This window comes from Micromonospora palythoicola, from assembly GCF_036689795.1.
GTDB lineage: Bacteria > Actinomycetota > Actinomycetes > Mycobacteriales > Micromonosporaceae > Micromonospora > Micromonospora palythoicola.
In genome coordinates this window covers 26,247-42,028 of record NZ_JBAGKI010000006.1, presented here as the reverse complement: position 1 = coordinate 42,028, position 15,782 = coordinate 26,247, and the positions used below count along the sequence as shown (strand labels likewise).

Here is a 15,782-nt window from a genome sequence, read left to right as displayed (position 1 = left end):
GTCCGGCCGGCTCAGGGGTGGAGGGTCAGACCGGGTTCCTGGGCGAGCGCAGCCAACTGTTCCAGGCTGAGCAGCGGCGGATCCACCCGCGTCGTCGGCCGGCCGACCGGCCGCTCCTGCAGTTCCAGGTTGGTGCCGAGCACTGTGACAGTCGTACCGTCCGCCCGCCGTAGCTGCGCCGATCGCTGCTCGTGACCGAACTCGCCAACGCGACTGAGTCTGGAGACGAGGACGCTGCCGTCGGCCAGCCGGGTGCTGGTGCAGTCCACGTGGACGGAGCGGTCCGCGCACGGGACCGGTAGATCGGTTCCGGTCGGCTGGATGGTCACCACGAGGTAGTTCGTCCGCCCGCCGCCGCTCAGCACCGCGTGTGCCCGGTAATCCTGATACGTCGGGTCGTAGGTGAACTGGATGAGGTCGCAGTCGCGGGGCACCCAGCCCCCCTGCGCCGTCACGTCCCCCGGCAGCCGAGTCTCCAGCATCGGGCGCAGGACCCCGGTCAGCCTCGCCACGGCAACCTCCGGCGGTTCGGTGGGACGTGGGCGTACCGTGTCGTACGACTCCGGGCCTGGGCGGCCCGGATCCTCCGGCACGGGACAGAGCGCCGGAGGCAGAGCAGCGGCTGGCATCGCGGGCTGCGGACGACTCGCTCCGGGGCCAGGACCAGCAAGCAACGTCGGAGCGAGCGCCACCGCTGCGACCAGCACCGCACTGCCGGCCATCAGCCGGACGCGACGGCGACGCAGCCGCTCACCGGCGATGAGCGCCTCCACGTCGATCCGGCTCGGCGCCGGCGCACCGGCTGCTGCGTGCAGTTTTCGGGACAGCTCATCCATGAACAGGCACCTCCTCGTCGCCGACCGCGGTGCCGACGAGCCGCTCCCGCAGCGTCTCGATGGCCCGGGCGGCCTGGCTCTTCACTGTTCCGGGGGTACATCCGAGTTCCCGGGCGGTCTCCTCCACCGACAGGTCACAGAAGTAGCGGAGCACCAGGACCGCCCGGCGACGCGGCGGCAACTCGGCGAGCAGGGCGAGGATGGCCAGCCGGTCCGCCGTACCCTCGACGGCCGGGTCGACCGCCCGGTCGGGTACCTCGGACCAGGAGGATTCCCGACGCCACGGCCGGCGGCGTTCGTCCAGCCAGACCCGCAGCAGGGTACGCCGCACGTACGCGTCGGGATTGTCCATCGCGGACACCCGTCGCCAGTGCCGCAGCAGCTTGACCAGCGCCGTCGACACCAGGTCGTCGGCGGTGTGCCAGTCACCGCACAGCAGGTACGCGGTGCGCCGCAGCGGATCCAGCCGCGCCGCGACGTACTCGCGGTAACCCTCGTAGTCCACCGGCAACCCGGCCACCTCCTCGCCTCACCACTCGAACGGAGGGCGTCAGGTGTGGGGTTGCCCGCCGACCGAACCGACCGGTCACCGGTGACGCTCCGAGACCTGCCCCTACGGATGCGTCCTCAGGGGACGGTGGGGTGGATGCCGGATATCTCTCCGCCCCCGTTACCCGGCAGGCTCGCCCCCATGAAACCCACCAGACGCAATCTCGTCGCCGGGGTCGCCGTCGGCGTATTGCTTGCCGGCACCCTTGTGGCACCCGCCGGAGCTGCCCGACGCGACTGCCCGGCCGGCACCCTCGACCCCACTAGCCTGATCACGGCGGTCGGCGAGATCCCCGACCCCGAACTCACCACCACCAGCGTCCAACTGCGGGTCACCACCCCGACCGGCTGTTTCGAAGACACCTTCGGCGTACGCGACCTGCGCTCCTCGGCACCGGTACCGCGTGACGCGCGGATCCGGATCGGCAGCGTGACCAAGGTCTTCACCGCCGTCGTGGTCTACCAACTGGTGGCGGAGGGCCAGTTGGATCTCGACGAGCCGGTACGCCCGCACCTGCCGGACCTGATCCCGGCCGACTGGCCGACGATGACCGTACGGCAGTTGCTCGCCCACACCAGTGGTCTGCCCAGCCCGGTCCTGCCCGACGGGTTGGCGTGGCAACTCCAGCACCGCTTCGACCGCTGGACCCCCGAGCAGATCGTCCGGACGGCGCTGACGAACCCACCGGAGTACGTCCCGGGCACCGCCCAGCGCTACACCAACATGAGCTACATCGTCGCCGGCATCCTGATCGAGCGGGTGACCGGCCGGTCGTACGCCGAGCAGATGCGGCACCGGATCTTCCGGCCGCTCGGCCTACGCGACACGTACGCCCCGGGCGACGCCACCGGGATCCGTGGCCCGCACGTACGGGGCTACCAGCAGGTGGAACGCGACGGGCGGACCGAGCTGGTGGACGCGACGCGCTGGAGTCAGACCTTCACCCCCGCCTCGGGTGACCTGATCTCGACCGTCGCCGACCTGGACCGGTTCTCCGCGGCCCTGTTCGACGGCCGGCTGCTCGCCCCCGCGCAGCAACGTGAACTGTTCACCCTTCCGTGGGCGGGCGCGGAGCACAGCAACGGCGGCCTCTCCTCGATCCGACTGCCCGACGGCCGGGTGTTCTGGGGCAAGTCCGGTGCCCGTTACGGCTATCAGGCGGCCATCGGTGCCCTCGACGACGGCGGCCTGCGGTTCGTTATCGCCGCCAGCCCGACCGATGCCAAGGCCGAGGGGCAGTCCGCGCTGGTTCCGCGGGTACTGGGAGCTGCCCTGGCGCTCACCTGAGGCCAGCCGCGACATCGCCGGGTCAGGCAGGGCCCCTTGCTGAGGCCTCGGCAAGGGGCCCTGCCTGACATCGGGGATCAGCGGTCGGTGGCGCGGCCGATGGCGGCGGCGACGCCGCCGACCCGGTCGGCGAGCAGGCCGAGCGCGCCGACCGCCCGGTCGACCGGGTCGTCGCCGGCCCCGCCGAGCGCCCGCGAGCGCTGGAAGGCGTCCTTCACCTCGGCCCAGCGGGCGGCCTGCTCCGGGGTGAGCCGACCGCGTAGCTCGGCGAGCTTGAGCAGGTTCGCTTCCGCGCCGGCTGCCAGGGTCTGCGCCTCACCCAGGTAGTGGTCGTCGATCACCGCCTCCAGTTCCTCGTCGGTGAGCACCGGGACGATCCGTTCGGCCAGCTTGTTCATGTTCCGGTACGACCCCTGGAGCTGGAACGGCGGTTCGGTGCGGGCGTCGTCGGACTGCGCCGCCGAGGCGATGTACGCCTGGTTGTTGGCCAGCACCACCTGCTGCACCCGCAGCAGCTTGCGCAGCACCGAGACGACCTGCTCCAACTCCACCGGCTGGTACGGGTGGGACAACTGGTCGGCGCGGACCGTGTCGTCACCCCGGGCCATCCGCACCAGCAGTTCCAGGTCGGCGCGGTCCCGCCCGGACAGCGGTGCCAGCACCGGGTTCGCGGTGAGCGCGTTCTCGACGTAGCTGAGCGCGAAAACCTCCTCCCGGCCGGAGAGCACGTCGCCGAGGTTCCACACGTCGGCCCGGTTGGCGAGCATGTCCGGCACCCGGAAGCGTCGCCCCGACTCGGTGTACGGGTTGCCCGCCATGCACACCGCGAACCGCTTGCCGCGCAGGTCGTAGGTGCGGGTCCGGCCCGCCCAGACACCCTCCATCCGGCGTTGCCCGTCGCAGAGCGAGATGAACTTCTGCAACAGCTCCGGGTTGGTGTGCTGGATGTCGTCGAGGTAGAGCAGCACGTTGTTGCCCAGCTCCAGAGCGAAGGAGATCTTCTCGACCTCCTGCCGGGCGGTGGCGTCGGGTGCCTCCGCCGGGTCCAGCGAGGTGACCTTCGAGCCCAGCGCCGGCCCGTTGACCTTGACGAAGACCAGGCCGAGCCGGCTGGCCACGTACTCCATCAGGGTGGTCTTGCCGTAGCCGGGCGGCGAGATCAGCAACAGCAGGCCGGACTGGTCGACCCGCTTGCCGTCGCCGGTCGCGCCGAGCTGCCGGGCCAGGTTGTCGCCGATCAGCGGCAGATACACCTCGTCGAGCAGCCGGTTGCGGACGAAGGCGTTCATCACCTTCGGCCGGTACTCCTCCAGCCGCAACCGCTCCCGTTCGACCTCCACCAGCGCGTTGCGTCGCCGCTGGTAGTCCCGGTACGCCGGGACCAGGTCGGTGCGGAACGCGCGGGTCCGGGCCAGCGTCTCGTCCAGCCGCACGTCGAGAGTGGAGCCGTCGATGCGCGGATGCGCGCCGAGCAGGCCGCCGACCGTCTCCGTCATCGTCGCCGCGCTGTCCTCCCGGGCCAGGTCGGGGCCGCACAGCTCGACGGCGACCGCCTCCGGCAGGTCGTAACCGGACAGGCCGCCGTCGTCGGTGGCCAGGAAGGCGGTCAGCCACGCCTCGACGAGCTGGTGGCGGCCGGCCAGGTCGTCACCGAGCGCCCGCAGGTCGTCGTCGAACTCGCGGGAGGAACGGGACTGCGGGCCACCGAGCGCCCGGCGGAACCGGTCCAGCAGGGCACGCGCCCCGCCGCCGGTGACGAACCGCACCGGCGGAGCGGCGAGTTCGGCGAACAGGTACTCGCCGGCGAGCGCGGTGCCGCCGGGCGGCACCGGCAGTCCGGCCTCGCGCAGGAACACCTCGATCGCCTCGGCCAGCTGGCCGCAGAGCAGGTCGGCGGCGTCCGCGCCGTCCGGTCGACCGAACCGCGCCCGGGCCCGGGCCAGCGAGGCGGCGCGTGCCGTCCAGGTCGACCGGGCCGACTCGTCGGTGGCGTACCGCCAGAAGAGTTGGGCGGCGGCGCGGTCGGCCGGCGGGTAGCGCAACAGTCCCGCACCGGCGTGCAGGCGCAGCAGCACCCGCAGGATCTCGGCCGCGTCGTGGTCGTGCACGCCACGCTCGTATCCCTCGTCGTAGCGGGTCTCGGCGACCCGCCGGACCAGTTCCCGCAGCCCGTCGGCGTCCACCGCCGCCGTGTGCAACTCGTCCAGGTCGGGGCCGTCACGACCGGCCTCGGCGGCGGCCAGGATCGCGGTGGCCAGGTATTCGGCCCGGTACACCTGCGCCGACTCGGAGACGAGCAACTGGTCCCAGAACCGGCGGGTCTGCTGGAACTCCTCGTCGCGTACCGGAGCGCGGTAGTCGGTGCCGGTCACCGCCACCACCATCCGACCCTCGGCCGGCACCACCGCCACGTCGATCGGTTGGGTGTTCACCGCGAAGCGGTGCCGGCCCAGCCGGATCGTCTCGCCGCCGTCGGCGTACAGGTCGAGCCGGTCGCGCAGGCCACGCCCGGCCTCCTGGCGGGCGGCCCGGACCCGGCCGTCCAGCTCCTCGGCCCGCACCGCGTCGCCGAGGGTACGCAGCTCCTCGACCACCGCGCGCAGCTTGTCCACCATCGGATCGGCCGCGAAGTAGGTGTTGATGTCGTCGAGCGAGTCGAGGGTGCCGGCGCGCCGGTGCACGCTCACCAGGATCCGTTCGGCGGAGGCGACGAGCCGGTCGGCGCGGCGGGCCCGCTCGTCCAGCAGCGCCTGCTTGCGGGAGGAGAACGCCTCGTAGATGTCGGTGCGCCGGGTGGCCAGTTCGGCGAGGAAGTCGTCGAACTCGCCGAACCGGGACTCCAGCTCCTCCACCCGCAGCAGCAGTCGACCCAGTTGCTCGTCGCAGCGCTCGGCGGTGTCCGCCGCCGCCAGCGCGCCGGTGACCGCCTGCCCGAGCAGGGCGAACTCGGCGGCGAAGCCGGCCCGGCCCTCCGCGGCGGCCAGCTCCCGGCGGCGCTTGTCCAGCACCGCGCGGGCCCGGTTGACCGCGCCCAGCACCTCGCCGACGCGGCCCAGGATGCCGGTGCGGACCGTCGCGTCGGCGATGTCCAACCCGCCGACCACGTCGGTGATGGTCTGCAGTCCGTCGGTACGCGCGGCCAGTTCGTCGTGGACGGTGCCCGCCTCGGCCACCGTGCCGATCTCGGCGGCCTTCGTGGCGAGCCGCGCCACCTCCTGCTGGTAACCGGTGAACGCCTCGTCCCGGCGCAGGAACTCCACCGCCCGGCGACCGGCCACCCCCAGTTCCTCGTCGAGTCGACCGGCCAGCTCGTCGATCCGGGCGTGATCGACGTAGCGCAGCTCCCGCAGCGTCTCCAGGTGCCCCCGGGCGCGGCGCAGGCCGCCCAACTGGGTGACCCAGTCGTCAGCGGTCAGCGGCGCCTCGCCGCGCGCCCGGCGGGACAGCGAGGCGATCTGCTCGGCGCTGTCGTCCAGGTCGGCCCGGGCCCGCTCGGTGAGGGTCCGGACCTTCTCGTGCTCCTCCAGCACGGCCGCGGCGGTGCGACGCAGCCCGGCCAGCGGGGTGGCCAGGTCGCCGAGGTCGTCCTCGCCGAGCCAGTGGTAGTGGTCGGTGATCCGGGCACAGGCGGCGAGCAACGCGTCGTAGACCTCGGCGGTGGCGGTGCCGTCGACCATCCGGGCCGCCGAGAGGCAGTCCGAGATGCCGCGTACCAGGTCCGCGTTGCCGACCCGCTCCAGCGGCCCGGTGCCGGCCGGCTGCGCCGCCGCGTACGCGTCCGACACGTACGGCGTCTGCCAGACCTGCATCGGGTGGACCCTTGTCGGTTCCTCGGACACGGCCCGGAACACCACCAGGGTGCCGTCATCGAACAGCGAGAAACCGTGGCACGGGATCGGCGCGGCCACCTCCTTGCGGATCGCGTTGTACGGCAGCAGCAGGCTCCGGCCGTCGGCGCGGGCGTGGAAGACGTAGAGCACGTCCTCACCGTTGGGCGAGCGCACCACCCGCTCGAACTCCAGCTCCGACACGTCGGTGTCGAAGGTCCTGGTGACGCCGGTGACCAGGTGGTACCCGCCCGGGAAGATGATGCCGTGGTCCTCCGGGAGCCGCTGGCAGGCGACGCCGATGCCGTCGAGCCGGACCACCTCCCGGGTGAGCGTGTTGAACACCAGGTGCCGCCACTGCGTCTCCTTGTACGGCCGCAGCCGCAACAGGATCAGCGGCCCCACCCGGGCCCAGTGCACGTCGGCGTCGGCGAGGCTCTGCAACGGCTCGTCCACCGGCTCGCTGTAGACGCCCTCGCCGACCTCGGTGTTGTTCTCCACCTTCACGGTCAGCGTGCCGCCGACCGTCTCCACGAAGACCTGACCGTCGATCGAGATGTGCGGGTGCCGGCCGAGGACGTGGTCCTCGCGGGTCGTCTCGGTCCACTCGAAGTCGTGCGACGGCGGGAAGACGTGGTCGCGCTCGCCCCGGCTGTCCAGGTACTCGGGCACCCCGTCGACGCCGACCCGCCACCGCAGCACCCGGATGTCCTCGGTGCGCGGCCCGGTCTGGAACACCGCCAGCAGCCGACCGTCGACCCGACGCAGTTGCAGCAGGCGGGCCTGCCGGTAGTAGCGGTACAGCTCACCGAAGTCGCGAACGAACTGCGGGTCGCGAAGCAGGCCGGGCAGCTCGTCGTGGCCGGCCTCGTCGAACCGGAACCCGGCCACCGCCGACCCGTCGTCACCGCCGTCGCCGGGCTTTCCGGGTTCGCGACCGAACCGGTGCAGCGAGAAGACGTCGTCGACGGTGGTCTCCGGCTTCAACCCGATGAAGACGTTGTAGCCGAACAGCATCAGCCCGCCCACCGAGACGATGTCCCGGGGTACGCAGTTGTGCTCCGTACGGATCCGCTCGGTGCTCAGCAGTCGCAGCTCGGTGCTGCCGAAGACCTCCAGTCGGCGGGCGTTGAGCGCCTCCGCCCGCCGGGCCAGCTCGCCGGCCTGCGTGGCGAGCCGCCGCCGCAGCACCTCGTAGCTGCCGTCGTCCAGTCCCGGCCGGGTACCGGCGTCCGGCCCGGTCGGATCCGGGGCGGCCGGAGCCGGTCCGGCGTCGCCGGGCGTACGCCCGACGGCGGCCGGACCGGCGGTCGGCTCACTCACCGGCGCGCTGCCGTGGGCCGGTCAGGGCGGCGACCGGGGTCTCCGCCACGCCGAGACGTTGTGCCGCCTTCAGCAACTCCTGGAGCTTGCCCTTGTCCCCGCCGCCGGAGCGCATCTGCTGCATGAGGAACGCCGAGAGGGTGAGGTTCTGCACGTCGGCGCTGTCGATCGAGCCGACCATCCGGGCCAGGTCGTCGGTGAAGCTGGCGGTGCCGTCCAGCCACGGCTGGGCGAGATTCTTCGCCACGTCCGAGTGCGCCACGAAACCGTCCACGCTCTTGCCGTACGAGATCGAGCTGAGCAGCCGGTCGAAGAAGATGCTGTCCCCGCCGACGATGTCGATGTTCGCCTTCTCCAGGCCGGTGGCGACCAGCTTGGCCTGTGCCTCGGCGACCTGACGCTGGGTGTCCAGCCCGGCCAGCCGGACCTCCTTCTCCAGTTCCAGGCGCAGCCGGTACTCCTCGTGCTCCCGGGTCGCGTCGTCGAGCGCGGCCATCGCGGCGGCCTTCTCGGTGAGACCCTCGGCCTCGCCCTTGAGCTTCTCGCGTACCGCCTCGGCGGCGGCCACGGCCTTCTCCCGCTCGACGGCGGCCTCGGCGCGTCCGACCTTCTCGATCGCCTCGGCGCTGCGCTCCTGGACCTGCACGTCGGCCAGGCCGGCCGCCGCCGCCTCGGCCTGGACGCCTTCGGCCAGCCGGATCTTCGCGCGGGTGTCCAGTTCGGCGGCCTGCTGCCGGGCCTCGGCCAGCACCAGTTCCTCGCGGGCCTTGTGCTTCGCCGCCGCCTCGGCGGCCTCCGCCGCCTTGATGTCCTTGACCAGGTTCTCCTGCGCCTCGGCCTCCGCCTGGATGACAATCGCCTGCCGGGTCCGCTCGGCCTCCTCGACCACCCGCAGCCGCTTGATGTTCTCCTCCTGCTCGGCCACGGTCTTCTCCACCGCGATCCGCTCCCGGATCACCTCGGCGATGGCCCGCTTCTCGGCCTCGACCTCCTTGTCCTTGGCGATCGTGCTCAGCTCGGTCTCCCGGTCCCGGCCGATCACCTCCAGCAGGCGGTCCTTCTCGATCCGCTCGGTCTCGATGGCGATGACCCGCTCACGGTTCTTCTCGGCGACCGCGATCTCCCGGGCCCGGTTCTCGTGCTGGATGCCCAACTGCTCGTCGGTACGGATGTTCGCGGTCTCCGCCCGCAGTCGCTCCTCCGCGCGTACCCGGGTGACCTCGGCGTCCTCGCGAGCCCGTACCGTCTCGATCTCGCGGCGCTGCTTGGCCTCGGCGTCGGCCTGCCGGCGCTCCAGCTCCAGGATCGCCTCCCGGGCGTCGACGTTCTGCCGGGTGATCTCCTTCTCCTCGCTGCGGCGGAACTCGTTGGTCCGCACGTGCTCCAGCGCGGTCAGCTCGGTGATCTTCCGGATGCCCTGGGCGTCGAGGATGTTCTTCGGGTCGAGCTGCGCCATCGGCGTCTGCTCCAGGAAGTCGATCGCCGCGTCCTCCAGGCTGTAGCCGTTGAGGTCGGTGCCGATCACCCGGATGATCTGGTCCCGGAACTCGTCGCGCTTGGTGTAGAGGTCGACGAAGTCGAGCTGCTTGCCGACCGTCTTGAGCGCCTCGGAGAACTTCGCGTTGAACAGCTCCTGGAGGGTCTCCCGGTCGCTGGCCCGCGCGGTGCCGATCGCCTGCGCCACCTTGATGACGTCCTCGACGGTCTTGTTGACCCGGACGAAGAAGGTGATCCGGATGTCCGCCCGGATGTTGTCGCGGCAGATCAGACCCTCGTTGCCGGTCCGTTCGATGTCGATGGTCTTGACCGAGATGTCCATGGTCTCGGCCTTGTGCAGGACGGGCAGCACGACCGCGCCGGTGAAGGTCACGTCGACCCGCCGCACCTTGGACACGATCAGGGCCTTGCCCTGCTCGACCTTCCGGAACAGCCGGCTGACCATGAACACCACGCCGAGCGCGACGAGCAGGACAACGGCGAGGAGTACGCCTATACCGGTGGTGATGACATCCATGGCTGGGCGCGCGTGCGATGGCGACCGGCCGAGGCGGCCGGACGGGACGCCGCGCATCCTCCTTTCGGGGCGGCTCAGGGGCAGCGTGGGGCGGGCCGGCCTAAGGGGGTGGGCCGGCTGCGCTCGGCGGATTGGTGGTGAACTATTCAGGTACGTGTCTCAGCGGATCGAAGGCGGGTCCGGCGGGCATCACCCAGAAGAACTCGCCGTCGGTGTCGTAGTCGTAGATCAACGCGGAGCTGCCGGCCGGCATCCGCTCGTCGCCCGGCTGCCGGATCTGCACCACTGCCGACGAACCGTCGGCCGCGGTCACCTCGGCCTGACCGAAGTCGGCGGTGACCGTACCGGTGCGTACGACGCAGAGGCGACCGACGAAGGCGTGCCGGGTGGCGTCCGTCTCGGTGGGGAAGAGTCGGCTCAACGGCACCGCGACCAGCCGGGTCACCAGCCACGCGCAGGCCGCGGCGCCCAGCAGCACACCGACCGAGACGACGATCCGGGTGCCGGAGCCGAGCCCGAGACCGTCCAGCAGGGCGGTGCCGGCGAGACTTACGAACCAGGCCACCGCCACGAGCAGGGAGAAGATGACGGCACTGGGCACACCGCCCAGGCCGAGACCGGCCAGCACGGTGCCCGGCACGCCGTCGACGTCGAGGTCGTCGCCGAGATCCAGCACGCCGGTCAACACCAGCAGCCAGTAGCCGACGACCACCACCAGCAGGAAGCTGAACAGCACGGTCGGAAAGCTGAGCGCCGCACCGAGAAAGCCGGTCACCGCGTCCTCCCTCCCCGTTCCGATGGCCCTGGCCGGCCACCGGCACGATGATCGTGACACGGGATGTCAACGCCCAACGGTGGCCGATCGGCCGATCCGGCCGGCCTGAACGGCCGCTCAACCGAGATTGGCCTCGATCAGGGCGTCCAGCGTCGACCACCGGGTCTCCGCGTCTGCCGCCGTCACCACCAGGAACCAGCAGCGCCCGTCCGGTGTCCACGCCGACAGGTACGCCGTGGACGTCGCCGGCTCATCCGTGGCCAGCACCTCGGCACTGGTCGGGACGGTCACCTCGCGCGGTGTGCCGGGCAGGCCCGGTGGAGCCTCGAAGTCGGTCACCGCGACCACCCGGGAAACCGGGCCGGTTCCCTCGTACGCCGACCGGGTGCCGGCCGGCACCACCTCCGGCCGGGCCATCCGGAGCACCGCGTCCGTGGCGTCGACCGACCGCAGACCGGGCGGCAGGCCCCGCAGCCCGGGTGCGACCGGGCTGGCCGGAGGCCCGGCGGGGGGCGGCGGAGGTTCGTCGTGCCGTGCCGTCACGGCCATGAACACCGCCAAGCCGACGACCGCGCACGAAACGAGCGCGGCGGCGGTGGCCCGCACCCGGCGGCGACGGCGCAGCCTGGCCCGCACCGCCGGCAGCGGGTCCGGCGCGGGCGACCCGGGCTCGGTGGTCCACACCCGACGCAGCACGTCCCGGACGTCGGTCATCCCGCCGCCTCCACTTCCGGGCGTACCCGGGCGATCGGCAACCCGTCCCGCACCGTGTCGAGGGCGCGATGACGCAGCGATCGCACGGTCCCCGGGCGGCGCCCGATCGCCGCCGCGATCGACTCGTCGTCCAGATCGTCCAGATAGGTCATGACCAGTACCACCCGTTGCAACGGGGCGAGCCCGGCGAGCAGCCGGCGCAGGTGACCGTCGTCCGGCCCACCGGCCTCGGCACCCACCGACCTTCGGGCGGTCGGCAACGACCGGACCCGACGGGCGATCGTCCGCAGCCGGCCCACGTGCAGCCGGACCATGGCGACCTTCGCGTACCCGAGCGGACTGCCGTCGGCCAGGAGTCGCTGCCACGACGTGGCCACCCGCACGTAGGTCTGCTCGAGGAGTTCCTCGGCCTGGCCCGGATCGGCGGTGACGGCGCGGGCGTACCGACGCAGCGTCGGTGCGGATTCCCGTACGAACGTCTCGAACTCGTCGGCGTCCATCCCACCTCCCTCACCGGTTAGAAACGCCACCACCGGTGCGTCGAGTTGCAGCGTCGGCGGTTGGCTTTCACCAACGGGCGGGACGCGTCACGGCTACGGTGCGACGAGCACCCTCAGCACCGGTCGGGCGGTCTCGACCTGCCCCGGCAGGGTGTCCATCAGCCGGGCAGGGTGATCAGGCCGTCGATGGCGGCGGCGGCGATGTCCCGGCGATAGTGCGATCCGGGCAGCTCGATTCCGCGTACCACCTGGTAGGCAGCGTCGCGGGCGGCGGCCAGGTCCGGGCCGGTGGCCGTACCACAGAGGACCCGGCCGCCGGCGGAGAGCAGGGCCCCGTCGGCGGCCCGGCGGGCGGTGCCCGCGTGGATCACGCCGGGCTGTTCGCCGCCGGTGATCACGTCGCCGGTACGCGGCCCCGCCGGATAGCCCTCGGCGGCGACCACCACCGTCACCGCGGCGCCGGTACGCCAGCGCAGCGGCGGATGGTCGGCAAGGGCGCCGGTGGCGGCGGCGTGCAGCAGCCCACCCAGCGGCGTCTCCAGCAGCGCGAGCACCACCTGGGTCTCCGGGTCACCGAAGCGGGCGTTGAACTCGATCACACGGGGGCCGTCGGCGGTGATCGCCAGCCCGACGTAGAGCAGGCCGGAGAAGGGCGTGCCCCGGCGGCGCATCTCGGCGAGCGTCGGGTGCACCACGTCCCGCATGACCTCGTCCACCAGATCCGGCGGCGCCCACGGCAGCGGCGCGTACGCCCCCATGCCGCCGGTGTTCGGCCCGCTGTCGCCGTCGCCGACCCGCTTGAAGTCCTGCGCCGGCAGCAGTGGCACCGCGGTCTCGCCGTCGGTGACCACGAACAGCGACACCTCGGGGCCGGCGAGGTACTCCTCGATCACCACGCGGCCGCACTCGCGGGCGTGCGCCTCGGCTGCGGCGCGCTCGTCGGTGACCACCACGCCCTTGCCGGCGGCGAGCCCGTCGTTCTTGACCACGTACGGCGGGTCGAACCGGTCCAGGGCGGCGGCCGTGCTCGCCTCGTCGGTGCACGGATAGGCCCGTGCGGTGGGGACACCGGCGGCGGTCATCACCTCCTTGGCGAAGGTCTTGGAGCCCTCCAGGCGGGCCGCCTCGGCCGACGGCCCGAAGACCGCGATGCCCTTCGCCCGAACCGCGTCGGCAACGCCCGCGACAAGTGGCGCCTCCGGCCCGATCACGACCAGGTCCGCGCCCACCTCGACGGCGAGCCCCGCCACCGCCACCGGATCGACCGGATCGACGGCCCGCAACTGCGCCACCGCCGCGATCCCCGGATTACCAGGTGCCGCGATCAGCGCCTCGACAGACGGATCATCGGCCAACGCCAGAGCGAGCGCATGCTCCCGCCCACCACCACCAAGAAGAAGAACCCGCACGCCGAGTCATCCTACCGACCCCGCCGCCGATCCCGTTGATCAAGAAGTTTTCGTCTCAGATATGGCGTCCACGTGACCAGAAGCTCTTGGTCATCTACCCAAGGCGCGGCGCACGGTCGCGGGTATGTAGTCGGGGCGGAGGGTGTCGGACCAGGTGAAACGGAGGATTTTCCAGCCGGCGTTGATGAGGCGGTTCTGTCGGAGCCGGTCCTCGTAGACCGCCTGGGGTGTGCGGTGCGGAGCTGCGCCGTCCGCCTCGGCGATGACCCTCGGTTCTCGCCAGCCCAGGTCGCCGATACCGAGCAGGTATCCGTCGTGATCGCGCACCTCCACCTGCAGAACATCCGGCGGGACGCCGCCGTCGACGCACCTCAGGCGGGTACGGGTCTCCAGCGGGGACTGCGCGCGGCCGTCCGCCTCGGCCAGCCGTTTCCGCGCCGCCACTGCTCCCCGCCGGCCAGCGATCAGCGCTGGGATCGCCGCGAAGTCGGCCTCGGTGACAAGCTGCCGGTTCAGCGCCGAGTCCAGGACGCAGACCGCCGGGTAGCGACCCACCCGGAGGATGACGTCGGCAACGGTACGCACGGCGGTGGTGACCGGGATGCCGGCAACCACGTCCACATCGGCCGACCCCAGCGTGAGCTGGTGCACCACGAGCCCGGGGTCGCTGCGACGCTGCGGTCGAGGGCTGCCCGGCGGTACCGACACGTGGATCTCTGCGGTGGGCCGGAGGCCGGCGACGCCGTGCAGCTCAGCAGCCGTGCCGAGGACTGCCACCGCCCCGGGCCCCAGGCTGTCCACCGCGGCGCCGATCCGCGCCCGACGATGGCGCAGCACGTCCAGCGCAGGGTCGGGCAGAAACCGTCCGCGCGCCACCCTCGCCCAGCGTCCCGACCTGACCAGATGTCGGATCTGGTCACGGGTGTAGCCGGCGGCCAACGCCTGCGCCGCCGTCACCACTCCACCCTGCCCGGCAGCCACCCGATCCAATACCTCGAACGCCTTCACCCGCCCACCCTGTCCACCCCGGCCCAACCCCCGCAGCCCCTGTGGACAACCCTGTGGACAACGGACCCCTTTGCCTCGTTGACCAAGAAGTTTGCGTCGGGTCAGTGCCCGAATCCAGACCAAAACTTCTTGATCAACGCGGAGGTGGGGGGTGGGGGGTGGGGGGTGGGGGGTGGGGGTGGGCTGTTAGGGGAGGAGGGGGTGGCGGGTTACGTTTTCTTCGCGGCCGGGGCCCACGCCTACGACGCTTACGCGGGTGCCGCAGAGTTCTTCGATGCGGGCGATGTAGCGTTTGGCGTTTTCGGGGAGGTCGTCCTCGGTTCTCGCCTTGGTGATGTCTTCCCACCAGCCGGGGTGCTCTTCGTAGATCGGGGCGGCGTGGTGGAAGTCGGTCTGGGTCATCGGCATGTCGTCGACCCGCTTGCCGTTGATCTCGTAGCCGACGCAGATCGGAACCGTGGGCAGGCCGGTGAGCACGTCCAGCTTGGTGATCACCAGATCGGTGACACCGTTGAGGCGGCAGGCGTACCGGGCGACGACGGCGTCGAACCAGCCGCAGCGGCGTTCCCGGCCGGTGGTGGTGCCGTACTCGTGGCCGACCTTGCGCAGGTGCTGACCGTTGTCGTCGAACAACTCGGTGGGAAACGGTCCGGAACCGACCCGGGTGGTGTACGCCTTGCTCACCGCGATCACCTTCGTGATCGCGGTCGGAGGGATGCCGGCACCCACGCACGCCCCGCCGGCCGTCGGGTTGGACGAGGTGACGAAGGGATAGGTGCCATGGTCCATGTCGAGCATGGTGGCCTGGGCACCCTCCAGCAGGACGGTGTCGCCCCGGTCCAGGGCGTCCCAGAGCATCGCCCGGGTCTCCGCGATGTACGGCCGCAGCCGCTCCGCGTACTCCAGGTACTCCTCGATGGTGGCGTCGACGTCGATCGCCTTGCGGTTGTAGACCTTGAACAGCACCTGGTTCTTCTCGCGCAGCGCGAGTTCCAGCTTCTTGCGCAGGATGCCCGGGTCCAGCAGGTCCTGCACCCGGATGCCCATCCGGGCCACCTTGTCGCCGTACGCCGGACCGATGCCCCGGCCGGTGGTGCCGATCCGCGAGCTGCCCAGGTACCGCTCCACCACCCGGTCCAGCGCGCGGTGGTGCGGCATGATCAGGTGCGCGTCGCCGGAGATCCGCAGCCGGGACACGTCGACACCCCGCTCGGCCAGGCCGTCGATCTCGGTGAGCAGCACCTTCGGATCGACCACCACACCGTTGCCGATGACGATCACGGCGTTCGGGGAGAGCGCACCCGACGGCATCAGGTGCAGGGCGTACTTCTGTCCGTCCGGGGTGATCACCGTGTGGCCGGCGTTGTTGCCGCCCGAGTAGCGGACGACGTAGTCGACCCGCTCACCCAGCTGGTCGGTAACCTTGCCCTTGCCCTCGTCGCCCCACTGAGCGCCGATGAGCACGATCGCTGGCATCTTCTCGCCTCCAGAAGGCTCGGGTGCCAGATGGCGACCGGTCAGCGAGCCCGGGGTGTCAGG

11 protein-coding genes are annotated in these 15,782 nt (G+C 71.6%); 1 reads left to right on the top strand and 10 read right to left on the bottom strand.

Annotated features, from left to right (window positions below):
- Positions 1-11: 11 nt before the first annotated feature.
- Both V5O40_RS04270 and V5O40_RS04265 read right to left on the bottom strand, forming a co-directional pair.
- Entirely contained in the window at positions 12-836 is an 825-nt protein-coding gene (locus tag V5O40_RS04270) for a hypothetical protein (protein ID WP_332904240.1), read from the bottom strand.
- Positions 829-1,356, bottom strand: coding sequence for a SigE family RNA polymerase sigma factor (locus V5O40_RS04265; protein ID WP_456299385.1), 528 nt, complete (start codon positions 1,354-1,356; stop codon positions 829-831). Before V5O40_RS04265 ends, V5O40_RS04270 begins: the two co-directional genes overlap by 8 nt.
- Before the next feature lie 171 nt (positions 1,357-1,527).
- Between V5O40_RS04265 and V5O40_RS04260 the strand changes: the two genes are divergently transcribed.
- Positions 1,528-2,673, top strand: coding sequence for a serine hydrolase domain-containing protein (locus V5O40_RS04260; RefSeq protein WP_332904239.1), 1,146 nt, complete (start codon positions 1,528-1,530; stop codon positions 2,671-2,673).
- Positions 2,674-2,750: 77 nt separating this feature from the next.
- On the opposite strand, the gene V5O40_RS04255 is transcribed toward V5O40_RS04260, so the two are convergent.
- The 8 genes from V5O40_RS04255 to V5O40_RS04220 form a co-directional block, all read right to left on the bottom strand.
- Entirely contained in the window at positions 2,751-7,823 is a 5,073-nt protein-coding gene (locus tag V5O40_RS04255; RefSeq protein ID WP_332904238.1) for a DNA repair ATPase, read from the bottom strand.
- Complete coding sequence (locus V5O40_RS04250; RefSeq protein WP_332904237.1) at positions 7,816-9,837, bottom strand: SPFH domain-containing protein; 2,022 nt, start codon at positions 9,835-9,837, stop codon at positions 7,816-7,818. Before V5O40_RS04250 ends, V5O40_RS04255 begins: the two co-directional genes overlap by 8 nt.
- Positions 9,838-9,979: 142 nt before the next feature.
- Positions 9,980-10,612 carry a hypothetical protein gene (locus V5O40_RS04245; protein WP_332904236.1) on the bottom strand — a complete coding sequence of 211 codons (633 nt, stop codon included), beginning with the start codon at positions 10,610-10,612 and terminating at the stop codon, positions 9,980-9,982.
- Positions 10,613-10,729: 117 nt separating this feature from the next.
- Positions 10,730-11,326, bottom strand: a complete 597-nt coding sequence (locus tag V5O40_RS04240) for a hypothetical protein (RefSeq protein WP_332904235.1) — start codon at positions 11,324-11,326, stop codon at positions 10,730-10,732.
- Positions 11,323-11,826: an RNA polymerase sigma factor gene (locus tag V5O40_RS04235; protein WP_332904234.1), complete on the bottom strand. Its 504-nt coding sequence runs from the start codon at positions 11,824-11,826 to the stop codon at positions 11,323-11,325. Before V5O40_RS04235 ends, V5O40_RS04240 begins: the two co-directional genes overlap by 4 nt.
- A 158-nt stretch (positions 11,827-11,984) precedes the next feature.
- Positions 11,985-13,235 carry a phosphoribosylamine--glycine ligase gene (gene purD, locus V5O40_RS04230; RefSeq protein ID WP_332904233.1) on the bottom strand — a complete coding sequence of 417 codons (1,251 nt, stop codon included), beginning with the start codon at positions 13,233-13,235 and terminating at the stop codon, positions 11,985-11,987.
- Between the two features lie 90 nt (positions 13,236-13,325).
- A complete protein-coding gene (locus tag V5O40_RS04225; RefSeq protein ID WP_332904232.1) occupies positions 13,326-14,243 on the bottom strand; it encodes a type IV toxin-antitoxin system AbiEi family antitoxin domain-containing protein in 918 nt (305 codons plus the stop codon).
- Between the two features lie 186 nt (positions 14,244-14,429).
- On the bottom strand, positions 14,430-15,719 hold the full coding sequence (locus tag V5O40_RS04220) for an adenylosuccinate synthase (protein WP_332904231.1): 1,290 nt from the start codon (positions 15,717-15,719) through the stop codon (positions 14,430-14,432).
- Between the last annotated feature and the right edge of the window lie 63 nt (positions 15,720-15,782).

Coding starts and splice junctions, on each gene's coding strand:
- V5O40_RS04270 (WP_332904240.1), bottom strand. CDS start 836: ATGGATGAGCTGTCCCGAAAACTGCACGCAGCAGCCGGTGCGCCGGCG.
- V5O40_RS04260 (WP_332904239.1), top strand. CDS start 1,528: ATGAAACCCACCAGACGCAATCTCGTCGCCGGGGTCGCCGTCGGCGTA.
- V5O40_RS04250 (WP_332904237.1), bottom strand. CDS start 9,837: ATGGATGTCATCACCACCGGTATAGGCGTACTCCTCGCCGTTGTCCTG.
- V5O40_RS04240 (WP_332904235.1), bottom strand. CDS start 11,326: ATGACCGACGTCCGGGACGTGCTGCGTCGGGTGTGGACCACCGAGCCC.
- V5O40_RS04235 (WP_332904234.1), bottom strand. CDS start 11,826: ATGGACGCCGACGAGTTCGAGACGTTCGTACGGGAATCCGCACCGACG.
- V5O40_RS04220 (WP_332904231.1), bottom strand. CDS start 15,719: ATGCCAGCGATCGTGCTCATCGGCGCTCAGTGGGGCGACGAGGGCAAG.